At 48.8% G+C, this 23328-nt stretch carries 21 protein-coding genes and 2 tRNA genes; 15 read left to right on the top strand and 8 right to left on the bottom strand.

Features of this window, described 5'->3' with window-relative positions; genetic code table 11:
- Nucleotides 1–217: 217 nt before the first annotated feature.
- Nucleotides 218–3211 carry an insulinase family protein gene (locus MA2_RS07275; protein ID WP_067058429.1) on the top strand — a complete coding sequence of 998 codons (2994 nt, stop codon included), beginning with the start codon at nucleotides 218–220 and terminating at the stop codon, nucleotides 3209–3211.
- Nucleotides 3212–3341: 130 nt separating this feature from the next.
- On the opposite strand, the gene MA2_RS07270 is transcribed toward MA2_RS07275, so the two are convergent.
- Together MA2_RS07270 and MA2_RS07265 are read right to left on the bottom strand one after the other, a co-directional pair.
- On the bottom strand, nucleotides 3342–3923 hold the full coding sequence (locus tag MA2_RS07270) for a BLUF domain-containing protein (protein WP_067058379.1): 582 nt from the start codon (nucleotides 3921–3923) through the stop codon (nucleotides 3342–3344).
- A 321-nt stretch (nucleotides 3924–4244) separates the two neighbouring features.
- Nucleotides 4245–4973 (bottom strand): glycosyltransferase, encoded by a 729-nt coding sequence (locus MA2_RS07265; protein ID WP_067058377.1) that lies wholly within the window; start codon nucleotides 4971–4973, stop codon nucleotides 4245–4247.
- A gap of 280 nt (nucleotides 4974–5253) precedes the next feature.
- On the opposite strand from MA2_RS07265, the gene MA2_RS07260 reads away from it, so the two are divergent.
- Nucleotides 5254–5877, top strand: coding sequence for a glutathione S-transferase family protein (locus tag MA2_RS07260; RefSeq protein ID WP_067058375.1), 624 nt, complete (start codon nucleotides 5254–5256; stop codon nucleotides 5875–5877).
- Between the two features lie 45 nt (nucleotides 5878–5922).
- Here the strand turns inward: MA2_RS07260 and MA2_RS07255 are convergent, their stop codons facing one another.
- From MA2_RS07255 to cysM, 4 genes are all read right to left on the bottom strand, one after another.
- Entirely contained in the window at nucleotides 5923–7026 is a 1104-nt protein-coding gene (locus tag MA2_RS07255; protein WP_067058373.1) for an RNA-guided endonuclease InsQ/TnpB family protein, read from the bottom strand.
- A 133-nt stretch (nucleotides 7027–7159) separates the two neighbouring features.
- A complete protein-coding gene (locus MA2_RS07250; protein ID WP_067058427.1) occupies nucleotides 7160–7864 on the bottom strand; it encodes a fumarylacetoacetate hydrolase family protein in 705 nt (234 codons plus the stop codon).
- A 60-nt stretch (nucleotides 7865–7924) separates the two neighbouring features.
- Entirely contained in the window at nucleotides 7925–8809 is an 885-nt protein-coding gene (locus MA2_RS07245; RefSeq protein ID WP_079352188.1) for a 3'-5' exonuclease, read from the bottom strand.
- Nucleotides 8806–9750: a cysteine synthase CysM gene (gene cysM / locus MA2_RS07240; RefSeq protein ID WP_079352192.1), complete on the bottom strand. Its 945-nt coding sequence runs from the start codon at nucleotides 9748–9750 to the stop codon at nucleotides 8806–8808. The genes MA2_RS07245 and cysM overlap by 4 nt, the downstream gene beginning before the upstream one ends.
- 257 nt (nucleotides 9751–10007) lie before the next feature.
- Between cysM and MA2_RS07235 the strand changes: the two genes are divergently transcribed.
- Nucleotides 10008–13106 (top strand): ATP-binding protein, encoded by a 3099-nt coding sequence (locus tag MA2_RS07235; RefSeq protein ID WP_067058371.1) that lies wholly within the window; start codon nucleotides 10008–10010, stop codon nucleotides 13104–13106.
- A gap of 86 nt (nucleotides 13107–13192) precedes the next feature.
- On the top strand, nucleotides 13193–14074 hold the full coding sequence (locus MA2_RS07230) for a crotonase/enoyl-CoA hydratase family protein (RefSeq protein WP_079352191.1): 882 nt from the start codon (nucleotides 13193–13195) through the stop codon (nucleotides 14072–14074).
- A 33-nt stretch (nucleotides 14075–14107) separates the two neighbouring features.
- Here MA2_RS07230 and pgsA read toward each other — a convergent pair whose 3' ends face one another.
- A complete protein-coding gene (pgsA, locus tag MA2_RS07225; protein WP_067058370.1) occupies nucleotides 14108–14767 on the bottom strand; it encodes a CDP-diacylglycerol--glycerol-3-phosphate 3-phosphatidyltransferase in 660 nt (219 codons plus the stop codon).
- 350 nt (nucleotides 14768–15117) lie between these two features.
- Here pgsA and MA2_RS07220 point away from each other — a divergent pair, with 350 nt between their 5' ends.
- The 3 genes from MA2_RS07220 (at nucleotide 15118) to MA2_RS07210 (ending at nucleotide 17979) form a co-directional block, all read left to right on the top strand.
- Nucleotides 15118–15345, top strand: coding sequence for a hypothetical protein (locus MA2_RS07220; protein ID WP_067058368.1), 228 nt, complete (start codon nucleotides 15118–15120; stop codon nucleotides 15343–15345).
- 63 nt (nucleotides 15346–15408) lie between these two features.
- Complete coding sequence (locus MA2_RS07215; RefSeq protein ID WP_067234176.1) at nucleotides 15409–16188, top strand: prolipoprotein diacylglyceryl transferase; 780 nt, start codon at nucleotides 15409–15411, stop codon at nucleotides 16186–16188.
- Between the two features lie 165 nt (nucleotides 16189–16353).
- Nucleotides 16354–17979 carry a radical SAM protein gene (locus MA2_RS07210; protein WP_079352187.1) on the top strand — a complete coding sequence of 542 codons (1626 nt, stop codon included), beginning with the start codon at nucleotides 16354–16356 and terminating at the stop codon, nucleotides 17977–17979.
- 35 nt (nucleotides 17980–18014) lie between these two features.
- On the opposite strand, the gene MA2_RS07205 is transcribed toward MA2_RS07210, so the two are convergent.
- The gene (locus tag MA2_RS07205; protein ID WP_067058366.1) at nucleotides 18015–18290 is read right to left on the bottom strand and encodes a GNAT family N-acetyltransferase; all 276 of its coding nucleotides are present in this window, start codon (nucleotides 18288–18290) and stop codon (nucleotides 18015–18017) included.
- Between the two features lie 282 nt (nucleotides 18291–18572).
- Between MA2_RS07205 and ettA the strand changes: the two genes are divergently transcribed.
- From ettA to MA2_RS07175, 8 genes are all read left to right on the top strand, one after another.
- Entirely contained in the window at nucleotides 18573–20234 is a 1662-nt protein-coding gene (gene ettA, locus MA2_RS07200) for an energy-dependent translational throttle protein EttA (protein ID WP_067058364.1), read from the top strand.
- Between the two features lie 109 nt (nucleotides 20235–20343).
- Complete coding sequence (locus tag MA2_RS11340) at nucleotides 20344–20733, top strand: Eco47II family restriction endonuclease (RefSeq protein ID WP_211269867.1); 390 nt, start codon at nucleotides 20344–20346, stop codon at nucleotides 20731–20733.
- Nucleotides 20723–20872 (top strand): Eco47II family restriction endonuclease, encoded by a 150-nt coding sequence (locus MA2_RS11335; RefSeq protein ID WP_211269866.1) that lies wholly within the window; start codon nucleotides 20723–20725, stop codon nucleotides 20870–20872. The genes MA2_RS11340 and MA2_RS11335 overlap by 11 nt, the downstream gene beginning before the upstream one ends.
- Nucleotides 20833–21099, top strand: coding sequence for an Eco47II family restriction endonuclease (locus MA2_RS11330; RefSeq protein ID WP_211269865.1), 267 nt, complete (start codon nucleotides 20833–20835; stop codon nucleotides 21097–21099). The genes MA2_RS11335 and MA2_RS11330 overlap by 40 nt, the downstream gene beginning before the upstream one ends.
- Nucleotides 21100–21102: 3 nt before the next feature.
- On the top strand, nucleotides 21103–22242 hold the full coding sequence (locus tag MA2_RS07190; RefSeq protein WP_067058362.1) for a DNA cytosine methyltransferase: 1140 nt from the start codon (nucleotides 21103–21105) through the stop codon (nucleotides 22240–22242).
- 360 nt (nucleotides 22243–22602) lie between these two features.
- Nucleotides 22603–22678, top strand: a tRNA-Val gene (locus MA2_RS07185).
- Between the two features lie 63 nt (nucleotides 22679–22741).
- A tRNA-Asp gene (locus tag MA2_RS07180) sits at nucleotides 22742–22818 on the top strand.
- A 93-nt stretch (nucleotides 22819–22911) separates the two neighbouring features.
- Entirely contained in the window at nucleotides 22912–23328 is a 417-nt protein-coding gene (locus MA2_RS07175; RefSeq protein ID WP_067058360.1) for a YraN family protein, read from the top strand.

The following is a 23328-nucleotide window of genomic DNA, read 5'->3' as shown; positions in this document are numbered from 1 at the left end:
CTTTTTGTGTTGTTTGCTCAAAATTTTTAAAAATGACGGCGCTCGTGCGTGCAATGATGGATAAATTTTCGGTGTTTCGCGCGGCGCTGACTTTAATTACGCACCATCAGCCCCATTCAGCATCTATTGACAATTTTATTTTCCATACTTCACGCCAGTATTGTGGCGTATTGTAAAAACTTTATTGCTTGATTGCTAGGGATAATTTATGGCATTGATGGAATCATCAAATCAAACCCAATCTACCACCACCCAAGCCATTGACGCGGCGCATGCGTTACATCCTGCGTTTCGGTTGCTGCGCACGCATCGTATCGAGGCGCTGGGGCTGGATATTTTGGTGTGTGAGCATGAGCCTACAGGGTTGATGCACTATCATTTGGCGCATCCCAGTGATGAAAACGCGTTTATTATCGGCTTTCGCACCCAACCAATGACCGATCGCGGCGAGGCGCACATTTTGGAGCATACCAGTTTGTGTGGTTCTGCCAAATACCCCGTGCGTGATCCGTTTTTTAGCATGATTAAACGCTCGTTAAATACCTTTATGAATGCGTTTACCGCGGCGGATTGGACGGCGTATCCGTTTGCTACCCAAAATCGTCAGGATTATTTTAATCTGTTGTCGGTGTATTTGGATGCGTGTTTTTTCCCGAATTTAAACCACTTGGATTTTGCCCAAGAGGGTATTCGCGTTGAGCTTGATGATGACGGTAAGCCTGTGTACAAAGGCGTGGTGTTCAATGAAATGAAAGGCGCGATGAGCGGTGAGATTGACCAGTTGTATCACACCCTGGCGCGGCACATGTTTCCGACCACAACCTATCATTATAATTCTGGTGGTGAGCCAAGCGCGATTACTGACTTAACGCACGCGGATTTGGTGGCGTTTCACCAAAGTCATTATCACCCCAGCAACGCGGTGGCGATGAGCTTTGGTAATATCCCTGTTGCCGAAACCCAAACGCGGCTACATGCCGATGCGTTGGCGGTCGATGGGCATGCGTTTAGCCATGGGCACAAACATGCCTCACGCCTAGAAACCACGTTGCCTGCGCCGCTTGCGGTGACCGAAACTTACAGCGTCGATGTGGTTAAACCCAAACAAACCCACCATGTTGTGGCGTGGTTGTTACCATCGATTTTGGATGCCAAACAACGCCTTGCTTTGCGCTTGATGGAAGGGGTATTGGTGGAGCATGCAGGTTCGCCGCTGCGTGCATACTTAGAAAGCCACGAGCTTGCCAGTGCGCCAACACCGCTATTGGGGCTGGACGATAGCCACTACCAGATGGTGTTTTATGCAGGGGTACGCGGTTCTGAGCCTGAGCATGCTGAGGCGATTGAACAAGGCATTTTGGCGGTGTTAAAACAGGTTGCCGATAGCCCACTTGATCCTGTCGAGATCGAGACGATTTTGCACCAAATCGAGCTTGATCAGCGTCATATCGGTGGTGATAGCATGCCATATGGCTTAAATTTGCTGTTAGAAGCGTTTAGCACGGCGATTCATGATGGCGATCCCATCAGCGTGTGGGATATTGATGAAACGCTAAGCTGGCTGCGTGACGCGGTACAAGACCCTGCATTTATCGGCAAGTTGATTCGTCAGCACTTGCTAGAAAATCCGCACCGCGTGCGCCTAACATTGGTTCCTGATGCACAAAAATCTGCCGCCGCCTTGCAAGCCGAACAGGACAAGCTTGCCAAACTTGGCGCAAATTTGAGTGATGCCGAGCGCGAACAGTTACGCGCCGATGCGGCTGCTTTGGCAGAACGCCAAGCACAAGTCGATGACGTTGATCTGCTACCTAAGGTTGGGCTTGATGACATTCCTGCCGAGATTGCCTTTAAGCATGGCACACGCACGCCTGTGCACTTGGCAGGGCAAGACAGCGTGTTGTATGAATACGAAGCAGGCACCAACGGCTTGTATTATTATCAAGTCATCATGCCATTAGATCAGCCTGAGCATCAAGCGATTATTGACCATCCGCAACTGGCAAATTATTTAACGTTGATAAGCGAGGTTGGCACAAGCCAGTATGACGCACGCGCGTTTCAAGCATTGCAAGCACAGCATTCAAGCGGTGTGACGGTGCGTATCAGTCAACGCACACGCGTGGATGACCCAACACGCTTTGATTCTTACCTTGTGTTTGCCACCCGCGCGCTTAATCGTAAGCTTGAGGCGATTGATTTGGTAAAACAAGTGATTGATGACACGGTGTTTACCGAATTAGCGCGGATCGCCGAGCTACTTACCCAACGCCAAATGAGCTGGCAATCACGCCTTGCCAACGTTGGGCATGCATATGCCATGCAAACCGCTAGCCGCAACTACAGCGCGCAAGCTGGACTTGAATATACACGCGGTGGCTTGCCTGCGCTCAATGATTTGACCGCGCTTTTGACAGCAGCAGAGGCTGACCCAGCCGTCTGGCAGCAGCTGAGTGCAGATTTGACCGCGCTGCACCAAGCCGTACGCGCCTTACCGCGCCAAGCTTTGTTGGTTGCTGAGGCTGAGACTTTGCCTGTGCTAAAAGCCGCGATTATCGACAGCTTGGCAGACACAACCCTGCCCGACGCGCCCGCGCTGAACGATGTGCCGATTACAACCACACAAGATGACATCGCATGGCTTGCCCAAACCAACGTGTTTCACAACGCCTTGGCGTTTGCTGCTGTGCCAAGCGACCACGCCGACGCGCCTGCTTTGATGGTGCTAGCAGGCGTGCTGCGCAACAATTTCTTGCACCGCGCAATTCGTGAAACAGGTGGCGCGTACGGTGGTGGCGCAAGCTACGATGGCAACAGTTGCGCGTTTCGTTTCTACAGCTATCGCGATCCACGCTGCGCCGATACGTTTGCCGATTTTCAGGCCAGCGTCGATTGGCTACTGGCACAAACCGACAGCGACCAAACCCGTTTGTGGATTGAAGAGGCGATTTTGGGCATCATGGCAGGTATGGACAAACCTGCTAGCCCGGCAGGCGAGGCGATCAAAGCATTGTTTGCCACCCTACACGGACGTGGACAAGACTGGCAACAAGCACTTCGCGGCAAGATTTTGGCAGTGACATTGGCAGACTTGCAACGCGTGACCCGTACATACCTGCAAGGCAAAACAGGCTCTCGCGCCACTCTTGCCCCTGCTGACCAACGTGACAGTTTGGCAAAACTTGGCTTTCATGTTGAGCAAGTGGCGTAATGCCATAGCCATTTAACGCAAAAAAGCCGTTGGTACTCCAGCGGCTTTTTGATTAAGTTGATTTAAAAAATACCGATATCAAACAGCTTTTAAGAAAAAACCGACCAAACAGCCGTTACCATACCAACCATCACAATAAATAAGTCACCCCAAACACGCACAATGCCGCCAACAAAAACGCCACTTGCAACATCACAAAACTGCTGTGTTGGCGTGCCAAAGCGCGTACCTGTAGCCCAACATAGCTGATTGGCTGCGGCGGATAAATATCATTGAGCGGCGTCTGGCTATGCTCGTAAAAGTGCTTGATTTCATGCAATACCTCGCAAGTTTTGCCCTCGCCCCACGTTTGCGGATCAAACTTAGCAAAGCTGCGGCTCATCTCTTCGCTGCTGTCATGCTGCGCCAAATCCACACAATGCATCGCCCACTGATCAAACAAACGCTCATCGCGCGTGCCTTCAAGCAAGATCTGTGTATCTACATTGCGCGGATCGCGTTGAATATTGCTGTAGAGCTGCTTAATCGCATCGCGCTGTCCTTCAATGTACTGCAAAAACCGTCCTTGACGAAACAACAAAAACCCCGTCACGCCATGCACTTGGTTATTGTGGTGTGCTTGCTCACACAGCTCATGAATCACCTGCGTATCAAGAAAATAACGCATGCTCAAACGGCTGGTGTAGATGATATAGTACACAGATTCGTTCATGCTCTCTCCTGCTTGGGTGACAAATGATACAAGCTGATGGCTACCGCAACGTGGCGAATAGATCTTTACCGATCAGCGCCATTCAAATTTTTGACTTGCAAGACCTTAATTAACTAAAATCAAGTTAAGAATATCGCTTTATGTAGATATAACGATATTTTTTTGTAATTAAATTGTTATTATAAGAAAAAAATAGCGATCAATAAATACCGCTGAGCTATCCAAAACTACCGGTTATCAAAAAATTTTTTTACTTAAGTTTGCGTTAAGAAAAGTCAGCCTTGTTCCATGGCTGCCTGCTAAAATTTCAGTCGTAAAATTTTAGCCATTTTTTTTGTAATGACCAAATTCGTAGCGAATTTTATGGTCACGAATTTCACCCACAAAAAACCGATGTACATTGGCGTGCAGGTACTTTAAGCCCGTACGCCAGTAGCCGTCTTGTCGCAAGCGACGGGGGTCAAAACTAAAACTTAAATTTAGCATACCAAACCGCGCGATACGGCTGGCGCGATTGACATAATCGCAATCCTCACACAACGTGATGGTTTCATCAAAACCGCCCAACGCCGTGTGCACGGATTTGGTCGAAAACAAACACGCGCCAATCGCGGTTGGAAAACCAAATTGGGTGGCAAAAATACCGACGTTAAACGCGTGGTAACCCAAACGAAAATGCAGCGGCAACGCTTTGGCATTGGTATAGACACCTGCCACATCAAACTGCCGCCGCGTAAGCTGCCGCGCCGCTTTTGCCAAAAAATCGCGGGCTAAACGTACGTCTGCGTCCAAAAACAGCAATCGTTGATAACGCGCCAAGTTTGCCCCCGTGTTGCGCCCCAAACACACACCGCGCTGTGTCATACGGTGCACAGTCAGACTGGGCAAACGCTTGGCAAATCCGCGCGCAATTTCACACGTCTCATCATCGCTGTTGGAATCCACCACGATGACCTCAAAATCTCGGTAGCTTTGTCGCGCCAAATCATCAAGCAAATTGGCAATGCGCTCGGCTTCATTTAGGGTAATAATCACAACGCTCATCAACATAGGCGGCTCAATTTTCGGCTGATACGGCGCAATCGTTGCTATTTGGTGGATTTGGCAAATTTTTGGCTAACGCTTAGCATAGCGTGTAAATATGTCGTTTTGATGATGTGATGTTCGGCTGCTGTGCTTACCTAGCGTAACGGTTTTTAACCATAACAGACAGCAAACTTGCCATAGCAGGTATGATTTTGTCTTACAATAGCTTAGAGAAAGTTGATAACTTTTGAGAAAGTTGATAACTTTTGCGTTGTAAACGTTTATTTTAACCAAGGACAAGACAATGAAATTATACGGTATGCCTGGTGCGTGCTCGATGGTACCTCACACAGCGCTTGAATGGGCAAAAGCAGATTATGAACTAAAATTGGTCGATCATGCGACACTCAAAAGCCCCGAATATCGCGCGATGAACCCACAAGGCGCGGTACCAATGATCGTCGATGGCGGTTTTATTTTGACGCAAAATGTGGCGGTGTTAAATTACTTAAACCTGCGCTATCCGACCGCACAGCTCTTTGGTACAGGCGACTACCAACGCCAAGCCAAAGCTTTGCAGTGGCTAGCATTTTGTAACGCCGATGTGCACAAGCGGTTTATGCCGATTTTTTCACCTGAGGATATGGTATCTGATCGAGCCGCACAAGCTGAGCTTAAAGACAAAGCAAAAGACCGCATCGCCAAGCTGCTTGATCACCCCAATGAGACGCTACGTCAGCAAGATTTTTTGATCGGCGAAAAAACCATTGCCGATGTGTACCTGTACGTCATGCTGCGTTGGTCAAGCGAAAGCGATATTATTGCTGAGCGTCATGATGCGCTACGCGCGTTTATCCAACGCATGGAGCAAGACCAAGGCGTGCAAGCGGTGCTTGAGCAAGAAGGTTTGGACAAAGTTGGTCAGTAAATTGCCCAGTGATTGTTAGCCAAACCCATTGACTTCCTCCCCTCCCTAAAGTGAGGGGATTCCTTCTACAAGACGGTCAAGCCCGACCGCAAGAATGTTCTTACTGGCGTTGATATCTCTATCATGCCATGTGCCACACTTTGCACAAGTCCATTCTCTTATTCGCAAACCTGCTCTACCTTTTGGACTACTGGACATATCGCCACAGCACGAGCAAGTTTGGGTAGTGTATTTCTCATTGACGATTTCAAAACGGCAACCTGCGTTCTCGCACTTGTAGGTCAGTTGGCGTTTGAGTTCAAACCAACCTGCGTCATATACGCTTTTGGCTAGTTTGCCTTTTTTACGGTTGAATTGGGTGGTTTTTACATCACCGACCACGATTAGGGCATTGTCTTTGACTAATTGGCTAGTGAATTTGTGGATAAGGTCTTGGCGTGTGTTTTTGATTTTGGCATGAATCGCTTTGACACGTTGTTTGTTTTTGGCACGTTGGGCGACACCCAATTTTTTAGCCCATGCCTGTGTTTGTTTGATTTGTAGTTTATCGCCGTTTGAGGCGGTGGCACTGTCTTTTAAGCCTAAGTCTATGCCGACACTACCTGTTCCGCATGGTGTTTTAGGATAGTCTTTAACGGTGATACAGGCATACCAACGGTTACGGCTGTCTTGTACAATCTCGCAGGTGTTTATTTGATATAGGCTAAGATTGTAGCTATCCCATAAGTCTATAATTAGCTTCTGCCCTTTGGCTAAACTAAGCTGTAAGGTTGATTTTAAGCCTTTCTTGCCTGTGGCATGGGTGGCGATATGTTTAATCGCCGATCGCTTAAACGGTAGCCAACCTAATGATTTACGCTTTGCCTTTGGGTTATTGGTTCGCCAATTTAACTTTGCCTTTTTGAACTGCTTACGGCTTTTGGCGTGGGTTTCATTAATGGCTTGTATGGTTTGAGAATGCAAGCCAAGTAGTTCACCGCTACCTTTGGTGTATTCGTTTAGGTCATAGGCTGAAAAGAATTTGCCTGTTTTTTGTAGGTACTTGTAACTCAAGTCATTGATATAGTTCCATACGAAATTAACCGAACCGCTTAGGCGGTTTAGTTGGTTTGTGTGTTTGTCTCGTATGCGTAGCTTGAGTGTTTTCATGGGTTTATTTTAACATATTTAGTATCTTATCGTGTGTAAGCATAGCTACAGAGTTGCCTTATATCCACCGCCTAAAGTCGCAGGTTTACGGCAACGGATGATAAAAAGCGGCTTGTATTAAGCCGCTTTTTTATTAAACAATTTTGACATCTAAACTGCCCAAGCCATCAATCTGCGCGTGCAGCTGATCGCCGACCTGCACCGCGCCAACGCCTGCAGGCGTACCCGTAAAAATCAGATCCCCTGGTTGTAGGGTGAAATACGTTGACAAATTGGCAATCACTTCGTCAATCTGCCAAATCATCTGGCTGACATTGCCCGATTGGCGCAGTTCGCCATTGACATCTAAGGTAATCGCGGCGTTATGGATATCAGGCACGGCGGCTTTGGGGTATAGCGTACCAATCGGTGCGGCATGATCAAAGGCTTTGGAGATTTCCCACGGCTTGCCGCCTTGTTTCATGTCGTTTTGCAGATCACGGCGCGTCATGTCAAAGCCGATGGCATAGCCAAAAATATGCGCGGCGGCCGCATCGCGGCTGATATTTGTCCCTGCTTGCCCAATGGCAACGACCAATTCGGTCTCAAAATGCAAGTTTTGGGTTTGGCTGGGATATGGCATGCGTCCAACCTGCCCAGCTGGCACAGTAATGATGGAGTCCGCGTCACTGGCTTTACAAAAGAAAAACGGCGGCTCACGTGTCGGATCTGAGCCCATCTCGCGCGCGTGATCGGCATAGTTGCGCCCCACGCAGTACACGCGGCGCACGGCAAAACGCTGCGTGCTTTGGTGAATGGCAAGGCTGGCAGGTTGTACGGGTGGAAAAATATAGTTCATTGTATAGGTTCCTGATTGGTGGTTTGGCGTGGTAGTTTGCGCATTTGTCATCATGTAAGATCAAGCGGTAGGGTTGTGTGTCGGTTCATTTGATGGGCTTTCGGTATGCATTGGCGTTTCGGTGTCTAAGGCATCCGTTGCTGTTGCGGCGTGCATGTCAGCATCAGCACCACCCCATGCTTGTAAAAACTGCTCATGGCGTAGGCTTAGGCTGTCATCGGGGTTTTTAAGCGTTTTTAGATAGTCGCGTGTGTTAGCCTCCCATCGCGCCAACTGTTCGCCATCCATTTGCCCCAACAAACGCTGATAGCGCAAGTAAACCAGCCATGTGTTGATGACATCGCTTTCACAATACGTGGTCAGTTTTTGCCATTCACCTGCTTGCACCATCGGTAAGACATCATAGCCTGTGATATCTTGTTTGCCTGCAAAACCGCACAGACTAGCGACCACATCAAGTTTTTGGAGCGTGCTACCTGCCGCTAGCCGCATCATCAAATCAATGTGTTTATTGTGGTAGCGGTTTTGGTAGTTGTTGTATTTCATCTCACCACTTTGGCTAAACAGCTTGCCTGCACTGATGCCGTGGTGTAGCGCGCGATACGTCATGACAGGCAGGTCAAATCCGCGCCCATTCCAGCTCACCAGTGTGGGGGCGCGATCTAGTGAGGTAAAAAATTTGTTCAAAATCTCAGCTTCATTGTGTTCGGGCAACGCCAAAGACTTAAGCGTCATTTTGTCATTTTGCACCCACAGCACCGACAAACACGCCACACGATGCAGCGGCAACGGCAAAAATGTTTTGCCCGTTTCTTCTTCGTACTTGGTCAGTAGCTGCGGTAACGCTTCGTCATCGGGCAATTCAGCAAGCTCGGCATATAGGTGTTTGGCGTGGCGAATGTCGGGGATGGTCTCGATATCAAAGACCAATACGGGCGCATTCATGCGTCGCTTACTCCAAATAATCCTGTTGATAAGTAGCGGTCACCACGGTCACAGACAATAAACACGATCACCGCATCGGGTTCACGCTGGGCGATTTGGTGCGCTGCCCACGCTGCACCACCCGATGACACACCACAAAAAATGCCTTCTTCACGCGCCAGCTTACGCATGAACACTTCGGCATCGTGCTGGTTGATGTCCATGACAGTATCAACAAGGCTTGGCTCAAAGATTTTGGGTAAGTACTCAGGTGCCCAACGTCGAATACCTGCAATGCTAGACTGTGCATCGGGCTGCAAGCCGATGATTTGGACAGCTGGGTTTTGTTCTTTGAGGTATTGCGATACGCCCATGATCGTGCCTGTTGTACCCATCGAGCTGACAAAATGCGTCACGCGTCCGCCCGTTTGCTGCCAAATTTCAGGGCCTGTGGTGAGATAATGCGCTTGCTTGTTGTCGGGGTTGTTGAATTGATCCAACACCAAGCCCTGCCCCTCCGCTTGCATTTGCTGCGCTAAATCACGCGCGGTTTCCATGTTATCGACTTCGATGAGTGTCGCGCCATACGCTGCCATCGCGTCTTTGCGCTCTTGGGTTGAGTTGGCAGGCATAATGAGCGTCATGCGATAGCCTTGCATGGCGGCGACCATCGCCAAAGCAATGCCCGTGTTGCCACTGGTCGCCTCAATCAAGGTATCGCCTTTTTGAATTTGTCCACGGCGTTCGGCTTGCAAAATCATGTTAAACGCGGGGCGATCTTTGACTGAGCCTGCAGGGTTGTTGCCCTCAAGCTTTGCCAACAAACGTGCGCTTGATGGGCGCATACGCTGCAATTCAACCAACGGCGTGCCACCGACGCAATCGGCAAGTGTTACCGTGTGGCAGCGTGGGTCGGGGCGTGCGTCAAATTCAGCAGAAGTGATTGAGGTGGTTGCAGGCATAGCAGTTCCTTGGCTGGGCGGTTGGCAATTTTTAGCATCGTTTATGCCCAAAATTGTAGCAAATTTTGTTTTGAGCGTCATGTGGTGTTGTGTGGCAAAAAATTGCGCCATGTTTTGCTGGCAAATATTTGCACGCATGCCCAAAGGTAGCATAAAATTTTAGCCATATTGATGCCACACAAACGGCGCAACCGTTTGACCCAAGTATTAAATCGACAAAGTTTACCCATCACCCTGACCAATCTGTAAGGCAAAAAATGAGCAAAGCACGACTGATTGACCTATCAACTGCTTACGGGCAGTTGATTGTACTGGTATTTTTGCCCATTAGTGTGTTGGCATTGTTTGGCGGGCTATTGGTATTGGCGCATACCACCGCGTCGGCGCGGCAAGTCCAGCAGCTGACTGCGCAAAATGTGCTATTTCGCTATCAGCAACTGGCGCAAGACAACGCACCAACCGTGCTTGCCCTCAATCGCCAACTGGTGCAACGCCAAAACTTAGGTCTCACAGATGATTTACAAAACCTGCAAAACCGTTTGCGCAACACATTGCAAGGTCTTGATGACCCCCAACCACTGCAGGCTATCGCACTGGTCAATGCCAACGGGCAGCTACTTGCTAGCAAAGGACATTGGGATAGCCCACCGAGCCAAACGGGGCTGTGGGGATTTTTAACGCCAAGCTCAAGCCTGTTAAACCGCGCCAGCAGTATGGATGACGTGCCGCCCAATACCACGCTATTGCCACAATTTACCATTCAACAACTGATTAAAACACCCAGCCATAGCATCAGTATGCCATCAAGCACCCTGTATGCTGCGCCGCTCACGGCATTAAATGTGCGTGGTTTGCCTGCGCTGTGGCTGGTGGTGGATATTGACGATCAGCCACTGGCATTGGCGCGATATCAGGTGCTGCTGGTACTGATCACAACAGGGCTGATGACAGTGCTGTTATTGCTGCTAGGCATCAGTAATTACGCGCGGCGATGGATCGCGCCGATTTATGAAATGCGCCTACACCTTGAGCGCACTCACGCCGATAACCTCAACCGCCCACTGAAGCTACACGCGCGCGGCGAGCTTAACCAACTCAAGCATGATTTGGCGAAAACCTTGCGGCGGCTACACACCAGCTTTCAAGAGCTTAAAGCGCACGCTGAGCAAACCGAAGATGATTTGCGGCAGGCATTCGATGAGATGGAAATGCAAAATATTTCTATCCGCAATGCGCGTGATGCGGCGATTTCTGCCAGCCAAACCAAATCCGCGTTTTTAGCCAATATCAGCCATGAGCTGCGCACACCGCTTAACAGCATTGATGGCTTTAGCAACTTGTTGGCTCGCGGCGGTGGGCTAAATCCCGAGCAAGACTTGTACGTGCAGACCATTCGTAAGTCATCAGCGCACCTGCTGGCATTGGTCAATGATGTGCTGGATTTTTCCAAAATCGAGGCAGGTAAACTGGTACTCAATCGCCATCCGTATGACTTGTACCGCGTGATCTATGATGTGGGCGATATGCTTTCGCCACTGGCGGCAGAAAAAAACGTACGGCTGGCGATTTTATTGTACGACGATGTACCCACCGCATTGATGGGTGACGCGCTGCGCGTCAAGCAGGTATTAACCAATTTGGTCAATAACGCGATTAAATTTACCGATGATGGCGAGGTCATTGTGCGCGTTGAGCTAAGCGATGAGCGCGACGAGTTTTTGCAATTTAGCGTACAAGACACGGGGCGCGGTATTCCTGCTGCTCAGCAAACAGCGTTGTTTCAAAGTTTTTCGCAAGGCGACCCATCGATCACGCGCCAGTATGGCGGTACGGGGCTGGGCTTGGTGATTTGTAAGCAATTGACATACCAAATGGGCGGTCGAATTGGTTTTTTTGCCAATGCCGATGATACCAGCAACGACACCAAGCCTGCGCGTGGCACGACGTTTTGGTTTAGCCTGCCGATCGTACGCGCCACCACCGCGCTGCCGCCAAGCTATAGCCTGCCTGTGTTATCACCATCCGATAAACCGCTAAAATTGTTGGTGTGGCTAGGGCATGGCGCAAGCTTACAAGTGCTCAAAGCCAGTTTGCGTCCGCTTGCCATTGAGGTGACCAGCGCAGCAACGCTGATGGGGCTATTAGAAGAACTCAAAGAACGTGGGCAATGGGATTGGGTGATTGTCGATAATGCCAGCAGTGAAGACACATTGGCACTGCTCAAGCAGGTGCGCTTGCATTACGCAGGCAAGCTTGCGCTGTTTGGTTATCAGGTCAATCTTGACCCCGAGCTGCTGGCGCGTTATCAAGTGCAGCCGCTGTACCAACCGCTTGAACGTGGGCAGTTGTATCGCCTGTTTGACAACCAAAACGCTGCTGCTGCCGCACCAACGTTGCCGCAATGGCATGGCTTTACGGTGCTTGCGGTTGATGACCACTTGCCCAATCTATTGGTGCTTGAGGCATTGTTGGCAGAAGTCGGTGTTGAAGTCATCACGGCAAGTAGCGGTTTTGAGGCGTTGGCAGTGCTGGATGACCCCGCACAAGCCCAGCGCATCGATTTGATTTTTATGGATATTCAAATGCCGCGCATGTCGGGCAGTCAGACCGCAGCGCATATTCGCGAGCGCGAAAGTCAGCGCACACCCACACGCCATTTGCCGATTATTGCTTTGACTGCACATAGTTTGAGCGATGAACTGCCCAATTTGACCCAAGCAGGGATCAATGATTATGTTGGCAAGCCAATCGACCAAACCCAGCTCCATCACGTGCTGCAACGCTGGTTGGGGCAAGCGGTCAATCTTGACGAGCCAATGTTTTGTCATGCCTTGCCAAACCAAGACGAGCAATCCACCGAAAGCGCACCCGACTTGATTCAGCCTACCGACTTACCAACCACGTCACCTGCGCCAACGGGCGTAACCATCCAACATGACCCGACCGATTTGGCAGTAATTGATTGGCAAGACGCGCTGCAACGTGCTGCCAACAAGCCCGATTTGGCCAGCAGCTTGCTGCTGATGCTGGTTGATGGCATCGACAAAGACCGCAGCGAGCTTGCCGCCGCGTGGCAAGCACATGACCGCCAAGCGCTTGCCGATGTGGCGCACCGCATTTTGGGCGCAAGCCGCTACACAGGCGTGCCGCAGCTGCGCCATGCCAGCCAACGCTTTGAAGATGCCTGCCTTGCCGAGGTCAGCGATGTTTCTACCAGTGCGTTTGAGCAGCTAACAGCGCATTATCAAACACTACTTACTGCCCTTGATGCGCTCAAACATGCCGATTTATCAAGCTTTCCTGCGCTGCGCTACGCGCGTCTCAAAGAACAAGATATGGTGTGGAAGATGATTTAGACGTGTTTTGCTGGTGGGGTTTGCAATTTGGCACGCTTACGGCTACAGTAAGCCAACAAGTCAAACATTTGTCAAAAGGAATTGCCATGATCGCACTTGCTGCCCTACCCTTGCCTGCGTTGATCCACCCAAAACCCACCCTTGCCAAACGTGTTGCCGCGCTCAACTTACGCCTTGCACCACAGATTGAAATCACACTAAGCGATACAAACGTACTAACCGTATGGCTCAACCGCACCGATAAACGCAATGCACTTAGCTTTGCTATGATGGATCAGTTGGTCTGGCTTGCCCAAACGCTTGCGACGTGGCGTGACGTGCGCGCGGTGGTCATTGGCGGACGAGGGGCAAGTTTTTGCGCAGGCATTGACCTTGCCGATCTTAACCAAAGCAAACATCTGCCAATACTGGCATTAGAGTTTATCAAGCCGACCGCCAGCCGTTTTCAGCGCGTGTGCTTGTGCTGGCGCGATCTGCCCATGCCTGTGATTGCGGTGACACACGGGCATTGCTTGGGCGCAGGGCTACAGTTGGCGTTGGCGTGTGATATACGCCTGAGCGCACCAGATTGCCAGTTTGCCATCATGGAAGCCAAATGGGGCTTGGTGCCCGACATGGGTTTGACTCAAAGCGCATTGGGGGTGGTGCGTGCCGATGTGCTCAAAGAACTTGCCATGACTGCGCGTGTGTTTGACGCCGCCGCTGCGCAAGACTATGGCATCATCACCCATATCAGCGATGACCCAATGCGCGACGCACACGCCTTGGCGGCAGAGCTTGCCACGCGCTCACCTGACGCGGTACTTGCTAGCAAACGCGTCGTCAATGCCATGTACGCACAATCTGCTAACGTTTTGCATCAAGAAAAAATCTGGCAGCTTAAGCTACTGATCGGCAACAATCGCCGTCTTGCACTCAAAAAAGCCAAAGATCACGCGGTGAAGTTTTTGCCGCGCCAGTTTTCTTAAGGCTTATTTGCTTGGGGCTTATTTGCTTAAAGCTTAGTCAAACTGCTTAAGGTATGGCCAAGCGGCTTTTAGATAAATCATCATCGACCACAGCGTCAAGACCACCGACACGACCATCAAGCCATAGCCAAGCACCTCAAGCGACTGCCAGTTTAACAGCAGCACGGTGATGGCGATCATCTGAAACGTGGTTTTAAGCTTGCCGACATACGACACCGCAACACTGGTGCGGTTGCCCAACTCAGCCATCCACTCACGCAGCGCGGACACGGCAATTTCACGCGAGATAATGACAATCGCCGAAATTGCCATCACCACATCAGGATGCCATTGCACCAAAATCACCAACGCCGCCGCAACCATCAGCTTATCCGCCACAGGGTCAAGAAACCGCCCAAACGCGGATGTCAGATTCAGCCGCCGCGCAAAATAACCATCGAGCCAATCGGTGATCGCCGCCAAAATGAACACAAACGTCAGCAAAAAATGCCGCAGCAAGCTGTCATCCCAATGGTTCATGCCGATATTGGCAATCGCGTTGTTGCTGATGGCAGGTTGCCCAATACCCATCGCAGGCGGCCAATACGCAATCGCCACAAACAGCGGGATCATGACAATACGCGCAATCGTCAAGTTATTGGGCAAATTAAAAATGCTGCGTGGTGTATCGGGGCGATTTTGGCTTAGGCTCATAAGAATGTTAGAAAATAATTTTTAGCAAATAAGGCTCAAATACATCTAAAGATTAAATTGTAAAGTCAATCAAACAAAAACTTCCAAAAAACAAGGGCTGGCGCGTTGCTGTTGGCATTATAGCCCAATCTTGACGAGATGGGGTATGCAATTCGACAAACCGTTATGATCAGTTTCAACCGTTGGCGAGCGTTGATTAACTGTCAATTTATTATTTTGTGTTTAAATTTTCTGTTCGATAGGGTTTTTTTTGCTAAAATTTAGCCAAAATCTTTGATTTTTGGCAAAGCGATAAGTCGTCGTATCGGCTAGGATTAAAATGACGTCAAATGAAGGATCTATCGATTATTATGAATAATTTTTATGAAAATCTGTTTATTTTCGCCATGCTTTTGATGTTGGTGGGCGTATTTGCCGCGCCCATTTGCGCCCTGATTGCGCTGATCACCGCTTTTATCCAAAATCCCACAGCCAAACGGGTGCAAAAATGGTCGCTCATTGGTTTATTGTCCTGCACGGTGGGGTTTGTGGTTGGCTTTGGTATCTGCTGGGGTGGGGGATTTTTTTTACAAGGATAGGGGTCGGTCGCATAGGTTTTAACTTGGCAAGCATTCTTGAATACGCAAACCACAAGGTGATTGATGATTGTTTTGTCTTCTCACTGCGCCCATGTCGTGCATTTTATTTTTGAATGGCTGGGTGTATTGGTCGGTGTGCGACTTTATAGCTATATAAAACGCCGCCATTGGTTTGTCTCTGCCGATGCGCCTGTGACGACGGATTTTTTCACGCTCAGTAATCTTGTGGTGGTGATTGGTTGCTTGCTGGGAGCAGGGATTGGCAACAAACTGCTATTTGTACTGGAGGTGCCGCAAGCGTGGGCGTTGCATGGGGTGTGGTCGCTGGCGTATGGGCAAACGATTGTCGGCGGTTTGATTGGCGCGTGGATAGGTATTGAGCTGGCTAAACGTCTGGTGAGCGTGCGTTACTCAACGGGCGATGCGTTTGTTGTGCCGTTTTGTGTGGGGCTATGCATTGGGCGGATTGGTTGTTTTTTGGCAGGGTTGCATGATGGCACTTATGGCGTGGCGACCAGTCTGCCGTGGGGCGTGGATTTTGGTGATGGTGTGCGCCGTCACCCAACACAAATCTATGACATGCTGTGGTGTATCGCCATGCTGATCATTGTGCGCCATGCCTATCCGCGTTGGCGCGCGGTGTCGGGGCTGACGTTTAAGGTTATGATGGCAGGTTATCTGATTTGGCGGCTATTAGTCGATGGTATTAAGCCTGTGCCGTATGCCTATGCGTTTGGTTGGTCGGCGATTCAGTGGGCGTGCGCACTGGTGTTAATGGTTTATTTACCCCTATTGTGGCATGATGTGCGGCGGCTGCCCAGCTTAGCTGCCAACAAGCATTGATTGAATTTCATCAAATTTCAATATCATCATGATAAATTTGTACTATTGACCGCATGAGCTAGATGGGTGAAAAATAATCTTAGGCTAAACTTCATGTGGTAAAGGTGTCGTCAAGCCAATTTTTAGCTGTATTTTAAATCATCACGTTATTTTAAATAGCCTATTATGAGCCGCAAAAACCGCCCGTATCATTTTTATGACACCACGTCTTCGGTCTGTAGCATTTGCCTGTATCCCGTTGAAGCCAAAATTTTGTTCAAAAATAATCAGGTATATATGGACAAATGGTGTCCCGAGCACGGCACTGAGCGCGTACTGGTGATGGACGATGCCGACTATTACCGCAAATGCCGTGAGGTCTACGTCAAAGCCCCCGAAATGCCCGAACGCTTCGCCACGCCGATGCGCTATGGCTGCCCGTATGATTGCGGCTTATGCCCCGACCACATGCAGCATTCGTGCCTGTCGATCGTCGAAATCACCGATATGTGCAACTTGGATTGCCCTGTGTGCTTTGCCGATAGCGGTATGAGCCGTGAGGACAAGCTGCCGCATTTGCCATATCGTCACAAGTCGATCGACACCGTCAAAGCCATGCTCGACACCGTGGTTGCTAGTGAAGGCATGCCCGATGTCGTGCAGCTATCGGGCGGCGAACCGACCTTGCATCCGCAGCTGTTTGAGATTTTAGATTATATCAAAACCCTGCCGATTCGCCATGTGATGATCAACACCAACGGCATTCGGTTGGCCAAAGAGCCTGAATTTGTGGCGAAATTTGCCGAGTACGCTTACCGCCGTCCTGCCAGCCACCCTGCCCTCAACGACGGCAAGCAAGGCATCGAGATGTATTTGCAGTTTGATTCATTGCATGACGACAAAATCCGTGTACTACGCGGCGCAAACCTTGCCAACATTCATGCCCAAGCCTTGGCAAATCTAGAGGTGCACAACCTTTCTACGACATTGGTGGCGACCATTGCCCGTGGTTTGAACGATGATGAATTGGGCGAGATAATCGCCTATGCCAGCGGTTTTCGTTGTGTGCGTGGGGTGAGTTTTCAGCCGCTATCTGTCAGTGGACGGGTCGATGGGCATACCGATTTGACCGATGCCTTACCCGATGGGCGCGAACGACTGACCATCTCTGAGCTGCGCCGCAAGATTGCCGCACAATCGAAGATTTTCACCCTCGATGACATCGTGCCTGTGCCATGCAATCCTGACACCTTGGCGATGGGCTACGCGCTCAAACTGGAAAATCATATTGCACCGCTGACGCGCTATGTCACGCCCGATGTCATCATGCAAGGCGGCGAAAACACGATTATGTTTGAGCAAAATCCCAAACTCCAACAGACTTTACAACGCGAAGCCAAAGACCAACTGATTAAAGTTTTGTCGACCAACCACTCGCCCGAATCACAAGCCAACTGCTTAAGCGAGCTGCTATGTTGCTTGCCAAAAATCAGCGCACCCGATTTGGCGTATGACAACGTGTTTCGGTTGATGATTGTGCAGTTTATGGATGCGCAAAACCTTGATATCCGCAGCCTGAAAAAATCCTGTATACACTTTGCCCAACCCGATGGCAAGATGATACCGTTTGAGAGTTTTAATATTTTTTATCGCGATGATAAACAACAAAAACTTGCCGAAATTCGCCAAACACTGGATACGGCACGATTTGCCCGCCGCACCGTGAATGCCGAAAATAGCCAAGTAAAAAACAGCCAAGCAAAAAAAAGCCACACGCAAAAACTGACCGTGACCGCACTGACAACGGATTGATATTTTTAAGCTTTCTCAAAAAAAATTAAGCCGAGTTATGGCGCAAGCAAGTCCTGATATTCGGTATGTTTTTGCATAAAATGTGCGACAAACGAACACGCAGGCACGACTTTTTTGTTGTTTTGACGGGCATAATCAAGCGCGTGTTTGGCAAGCTGACTGCCAATGCCTTGACCCTCAATCGCAGGCGGTACAATAGTGTGGTCAAAAATCAGTTTGTCGCCTGCCACTTGATAGCTTAGATACGCGGTCGCGCCGTCTTGGGTGAGCTCAAAGCGTTGTGCAGCGGTATTGTGGGTAATATTTGCCATGATTATGCCTTTTTTGTTTAACTATTGATTAAAACACGGTTTGTTCTAAACAGCTCGTTTTACAAGCAGATAAGATAGCACAAATCAAGACACAACAAAACCTTACACAAACCTTCAGAAAGCTTGTCTAAACCTTGCGGTTAGGTTGCCCTTCTGGCAAGACAATGCGATAATAACGCATTTATTGGTATGGCGTATTGCTTGATTTTTAGCCGCATCTCCACCAGCTTAATGTTATTAATTTTACCTTTATTTTCAACCAGTTATTTTTAAAGGCTATACATGGCACAATATATTTACACCATGAATAAAGTGTCCAAACTTGTTCCGCCCAAGCGCGAAATTCTCAAGGACATTTCATTGTCGTTTTTCCCTGGCGCAAAAATCGGCGTGCTGGGCCTAAACGGTGCAGGTAAATCAACCTTGCTACGCATCATGGCAGGCGTGGACAAAGACTATAACGGCGAGGCGCGCGCCCAAACGGGTATTAAAGTCGGCTACTTGCCGCAAGAACCACAACTTGACCCCAACAAAGACGTACGCGCCAACGTCGAGGACGGTTTGCGCGAGCCGTTAGATGCGCTTGCCCGTCTTGATGAAATCTATGCCGAATACGCCGCCCCTGACGCGGATTTTGACAAACTGGCGGCAGAACAAGGCAAGATGGAAGACATCATCCAAGCATGGGATGCGCACAACCTCAACAATCAGCTTGAAAAAGCTGCCGACGCGCTGCGCCTACCCCCATGGGAAGCCGACGTCAGCAAGCTATCAGGTGGTGAAAAACGCCGCGTCGCCCTATGCCGCCTGCTGCTGTCAAAACCTGATATGCTGCTACTTGACGAGCCGACCAACCACCTAGATGCCGAAAGCGTGGCATGGCTTGAGCGGTTTTTGAAAGACTACAATGGCACAATTGTGGCGATTACCCACGATCGCTATTTTTTAGACAACGTTGCCGAGTGGATTTTGGAGCTTGACCGCGGCTATGGCTACCCGTATCAAGGCAACTACACCGAATGGCTTGAGCAGAAAAACAAACGCCTAGAGCAAGAACAAAAGCAAGAAGAGGCTTTTGCCAAAGCGTTAAAACAAGAGCTTGAATGGGTGCGCAAAAACCAAAAAGGCCAGCAAGCCAAATCCAAATCGCGCCTGCAACGTTTTGAAGAACTCAACTCCAAAGAATTCCAACAACGCAACGAAACCGCTGAAATTTACATTCCACCAGGACCACGTCTTGGCAATAAGGTCATTGAGGTCAAAAACATCTCTAAATCATTTGGCGACCGTTTGCTATACGAGAACCTATCATTTACCGTACCGCCGATGGCGATCGTTGGGATTGTCGGGCCCAATGGCGCAGGTAAAACCACGTTGTTTAACATGATCACAGGCAAAGACACGCCCGATACAGGCAGCGTTGAAGTCGGCGAATCGGTCAAGGTAGCGTATGTTGGTCAGATTCGCGACGAGCTTGACGACAACAAAACCGTGTGGGAAGAAGTCTCTGACGGTCTTGACATGATTACCGTGGGTGACTACACCACGCCAAGCCGTGCGTATATCGGACGTTTTAACTTCAAAGGGCAAGACCAACAAAAACGCGTCGGCAGCCTATCGGGTGGTGAGCGCAACCGCTTGCAACTTGCCAAGACCCTAAAACAAGGCGCGAACGTATTGCTACTTGACGAACCCTCAAACGATTTGGACGTTGAAACCTTGCGCGCGCTTGAAGAAGCCGTTGAAGTATTCCCTGGTACCGTGATGGTGGTTTCGCATGACCGCTGGTTTCTTGACCGCATTGCCACGCATATTTTGGCATTTGAGGAAGAAGGCCCTGTGTGGTTTGACGGCAACTATTCAGAATACGAAGCGTATCGTAAAAAACAACTTGGCGATGACGCTGGTCCCAAACGCATGAAGTATAAAAAAATTGGTGGTTAAATTAAAGGATTGACTTAGTTACTTAGACAATCATTTTTTGCCAACTATTGTTAAAGACTAGCCTTACCAAACCTGTATTGGTAAGGCTAATTCATTTTAGGCGCATATTATGACTTATCAGCTCGGCTTTATCAGCGACGAAGCAATTTTTCAACACGTCAAACAAACGGTTGAAAAATATCGCTCTATTATCACGCTCAATGATTTTCAAAGAAATATCATTGACCCCATCAAACTGACTTTTGATGCCAAAATCTATCAGCAAAGTTGGTCAGAGATTATCGAAAGTGAGGTCATTCGCCAACTGGACAAATCTAACAATAATCATATTGGCTACTTTCACCAAAATCTTTTTCAATACATTGATGGTTGGCATGTGCCGCTTGTGGGCTTTGATGTGGTGAACGAAGCTCAGCAAATTTTTGTTGAAATGAAAAATAAACACAACACGATGAATTCATCATCCGCCCAAAAAAACCTACCTTGCCATGCAAAGTAAGCTGCTTGATAATCCACAAGCAACTTGTATGTTGGTTGAAGTCATTGCCAAACGCAGCCAAAATATTCCGTGGCAAGTTAGCGTCAATGGCAACAGCATTTGTCGTGGGCAAGTGGGCAAATTCGCCGTGTGTCAATAGACCAGTTTTATGCGTTAGCCACGGGTCAAGCCGATAGTTTTTATCAGCTTTGCCGCTATCTACCCCGAATTGTCGATGATGTTTTAACAATAACCAATTTAGACACCATAATCCAAAATACCGTGCTAAACGAACTTGCCGATATTGCGAGCGATGATTTACTTAAAAACATCTTCACCACTTCATTTGCCAGTTATCATGGGTTTAACAATTTTGCATGGGGCTAAACGATGACACAAACACCTGATTTGTTTGCTGACTTAATGCCAAATATCGGTGCAAAAACACGATCCGCTGAGTCTGCCGCTTACTCAAATAACTTGCTAACCAGCATTGAATTATTTGCAGGTGCAGGCGGTTTGGCACTAGGACTTGAGGAAGCAGGATTTTCACATGTTTTGCTCAATGAAAAAGATAAATGGGCTTGCCAAACGCTGCGTCACAATCGCCCACATTGGCAAGTCGCTGAGCAACCTATCGAAACGTTAGATTTTAACCCTTATTATGGACGAATTGATTTAGTAACAGGCGGTTTTCCATGCCAAGCATTTTCTTATGCAGGCAACAAAGGCGGTTTTGAGGATACACGTGGCACACTATTTTTTGAATTTGCCCGTGCGGTGTCTGAAATACAGCCCAAGATGTTACTGGGCGAAAACGTACGCGGCTTGCTGAATCATGATGGCGGTAAAACCTTAGCGACCATTCAACAAGCCATACATGACGTGGGCTATCATCTACTTAAACCGACTGTGCTACATGCCAAATATTTTCGTGTGCCACAAAAACGCGAACGATTGATACTAATAGCAATTCGGCAAGATTTGGTCAATGATATCGATTTTGTTTGGCCTATGCCTGAGGCCGCTGAATACACTCTCGCCGATGGCTTAAAAAAAGGACGCTTATATGACTGCGATGTCCCACCCTCCCAAGGACAAGTCTATCCTGCGCACAAAAAAGCAGTCATGGACTTGGTGCCTTCAGGTGGCTATTGGCGTGATTTGCCCGATGACATCGCCCGTGCGTACATGAAAAAAAGCTATTTTTTAGGCGGTGGTAAAACGGGATTGGCGCGGAGATTGGCATGGGATGAACCTAGTCTGACCTTAACTTGCTCACCTGCACAAAACCAAACCGAGCGTTGTCACCCTGATGAAACTCGCCCATTAACTGTGCGTGAATATGCACGCATCCAAACTTTTCCTGACAATTGGCAATTTTGCGGCAGCATGACCCAGCAATACAAACAAATCGGTAATGCTGTACCCGTCAATTTGGCGTATGCGTTGGGCAAATCACTTTATCAAGCTTTGATAAAGACAAAAAATAAAAAGGATTTAATCGGGGGAATTAAATCCTTTGGGTGACAAGCTTAGGGATGTTATAGTTATTATCGCGTTGTTGTTATTGTTATGCGGATATTATTGTTTTGGGTACGTGTTATGATCATTATCGCATTTAGTCTCGCGCGGCATTGTACCTTGTTATCAATACCTGTTCAGAGTTTTAATCATCTGGCTGCGCTCTGTTTTAAAATCATGATACGCCTCAGATATGACAAATTGATGAAAATACGGCAATTTATTGCGTGTATTGTGTTAGCAAACCTTGCCCAAAACACAAAACCACTAAGCAAATGCAAAAATTTGCAATCTTAGGCAAAATTTTTGCAAAAAGTGCTTGACGCAAGAATAAAAATCTTTATAATACGCTCTCACAGACAACGCGGGTGGTTAGCTCAGTTGGTAGAGCATCTGCCTTACAAGCAGAGGGTCAGCGGTTCGATCCCGTTACCACCCACCATTCTTGGTAATCCGCTTTGTGGCAATTTGCATTGGACAAGTAGATCAGCGTTGAAACAGTTTTGCAGCGGTAGTTCAGTTGGTTAGAATACCGGCCTGTCACGCCGGGGGTCGCGGGTTCGAGTCCCGTCCGCTGCGCCATACTAAAAACGATCGTATTATATATACTACCAGTTTATACGCCAAATCACCCCTGATTTGGCGTTTTTTTTGGCAAAATTTTAAAATATCTCCATGAAACTAGCCAGCCCACGCCAACAGCAAGGTGCATATTTTGAGCAGCTAGCCTGTGATTATTTGCAGCAACACGGCCTGCAGCTGGTTGCCAAAAACTGGCACTGCCCAGCCATTGGCGAGCTGGATTTGGTCATGCTGGCACCGCCCATAGCCGCAACACAGCCGCCGTGTTTGGTGTTTGTCGAGGTGCGTCAGCGCAGACCTAGCCGTTTTGGTACCGCTTTAGACAGCATTACGCCAACCAAACGGCGCAAACTACTGGCAACGGCGCAAGCATTTTTGCAAGCGCATGATGAATTTGCTGCGTGTGAGGTGCGGTTTGATGTGGTAAGTTTTGACACCTCTATTGGCATTGACAACGCTTATTCTACTATTGCTAAATGGATGGTCGCAGCGTTTGATGCTGAATATTAA

Source organism: Moraxella atlantae NBRC 14588 (assembly GCF_001591265.1).
Lineage (GTDB): Bacteria > Pseudomonadota > Gammaproteobacteria > Pseudomonadales > Moraxellaceae > Faucicola > Faucicola atlantae.
The sequence above is the reverse complement of the archived record's forward strand: the minus strand, read 5'-3'. Positions and strand labels throughout refer to the sequence as shown.

What these genes read in the sequence shown, in the direction of transcription:
- MA2_RS07275 (WP_067058429.1), top strand. Translation starts at nt 218, where the DNA reads ATGGAATCATCAAATCAAACCCAATCTACCACCACCCAAGCCATTGAC.
- MA2_RS07270 (WP_067058379.1), bottom strand. Translation starts at nt 3,923, where the DNA reads ATGAACGAATCTGTGTACTATATCATCTACACCAGCCGTTTGAGCATG.
- MA2_RS07265 (WP_067058377.1), bottom strand. Translation starts at nt 4,973, where the DNA reads ATGTTGATGAGCGTTGTGATTATTACCCTAAATGAAGCCGAGCGCATT.
- MA2_RS07260 (WP_067058375.1), top strand. Translation starts at nt 5,254, where the DNA reads ATGAAATTATACGGTATGCCTGGTGCGTGCTCGATGGTACCTCACACA.
- MA2_RS07255 (WP_067058373.1), bottom strand. Translation starts at nt 7,026, where the DNA reads ATGAAAACACTCAAGCTACGCATACGAGACAAACACACAAACCAACTA.
- MA2_RS07250 (WP_067058427.1), bottom strand. Translation starts at nt 7,864, where the DNA reads ATGAACTATATTTTTCCACCCGTACAACCTGCCAGCCTTGCCATTCAC.
- MA2_RS07245 (WP_079352188.1), bottom strand. Translation starts at nt 8,809, where the DNA reads ATGAATGCGCCCGTATTGGTCTTTGATATCGAGACCATCCCCGACATT.
- cysM (WP_079352192.1), bottom strand. Translation starts at nt 9,750, where the DNA reads ATGCCTGCAACCACCTCAATCACTTCTGCTGAATTTGACGCACGCCCC.
- MA2_RS07235 (WP_067058371.1), top strand. Translation starts at nt 10,008, where the DNA reads ATGAGCAAAGCACGACTGATTGACCTATCAACTGCTTACGGGCAGTTG.
- MA2_RS07230 (WP_079352191.1), top strand. Translation starts at nt 13,193, where the DNA reads ATGATCGCACTTGCTGCCCTACCCTTGCCTGCGTTGATCCACCCAAAA.
- pgsA (WP_067058370.1), bottom strand. Translation starts at nt 14,767, where the DNA reads ATGAGCCTAAGCCAAAATCGCCCCGATACACCACGCAGCATTTTTAAT.
- MA2_RS07220 (WP_067058368.1), top strand. Translation starts at nt 15,118, where the DNA reads ATGAATAATTTTTATGAAAATCTGTTTATTTTCGCCATGCTTTTGATG.
- MA2_RS07215 (WP_067234176.1), top strand. Translation starts at nt 15,409, where the DNA reads ATGATTGTTTTGTCTTCTCACTGCGCCCATGTCGTGCATTTTATTTTT.
- MA2_RS07210 (WP_079352187.1), top strand. Translation starts at nt 16,354, where the DNA reads ATGAGCCGCAAAAACCGCCCGTATCATTTTTATGACACCACGTCTTCG.
- MA2_RS07205 (WP_067058366.1), bottom strand. Translation starts at nt 18,290, where the DNA reads ATGGCAAATATTACCCACAATACCGCTGCACAACGCTTTGAGCTCACC.
- ettA (WP_067058364.1), top strand. Translation starts at nt 18,573, where the DNA reads ATGGCACAATATATTTACACCATGAATAAAGTGTCCAAACTTGTTCCG.
- MA2_RS11340 (WP_211269867.1), top strand. Translation starts at nt 20,344, where the DNA reads ATGACTTATCAGCTCGGCTTTATCAGCGACGAAGCAATTTTTCAACAC.
- MA2_RS11335 (WP_211269866.1), top strand. Translation starts at nt 20,723, where the DNA reads ATGCAAAGTAAGCTGCTTGATAATCCACAAGCAACTTGTATGTTGGTT.
- MA2_RS07190 (WP_067058362.1), top strand. Translation starts at nt 21,103, where the DNA reads ATGACACAAACACCTGATTTGTTTGCTGACTTAATGCCAAATATCGGT.
- MA2_RS07175 (WP_067058360.1), top strand. Translation starts at nt 22,912, where the DNA reads ATGAAACTAGCCAGCCCACGCCAACAGCAAGGTGCATATTTTGAGCAG.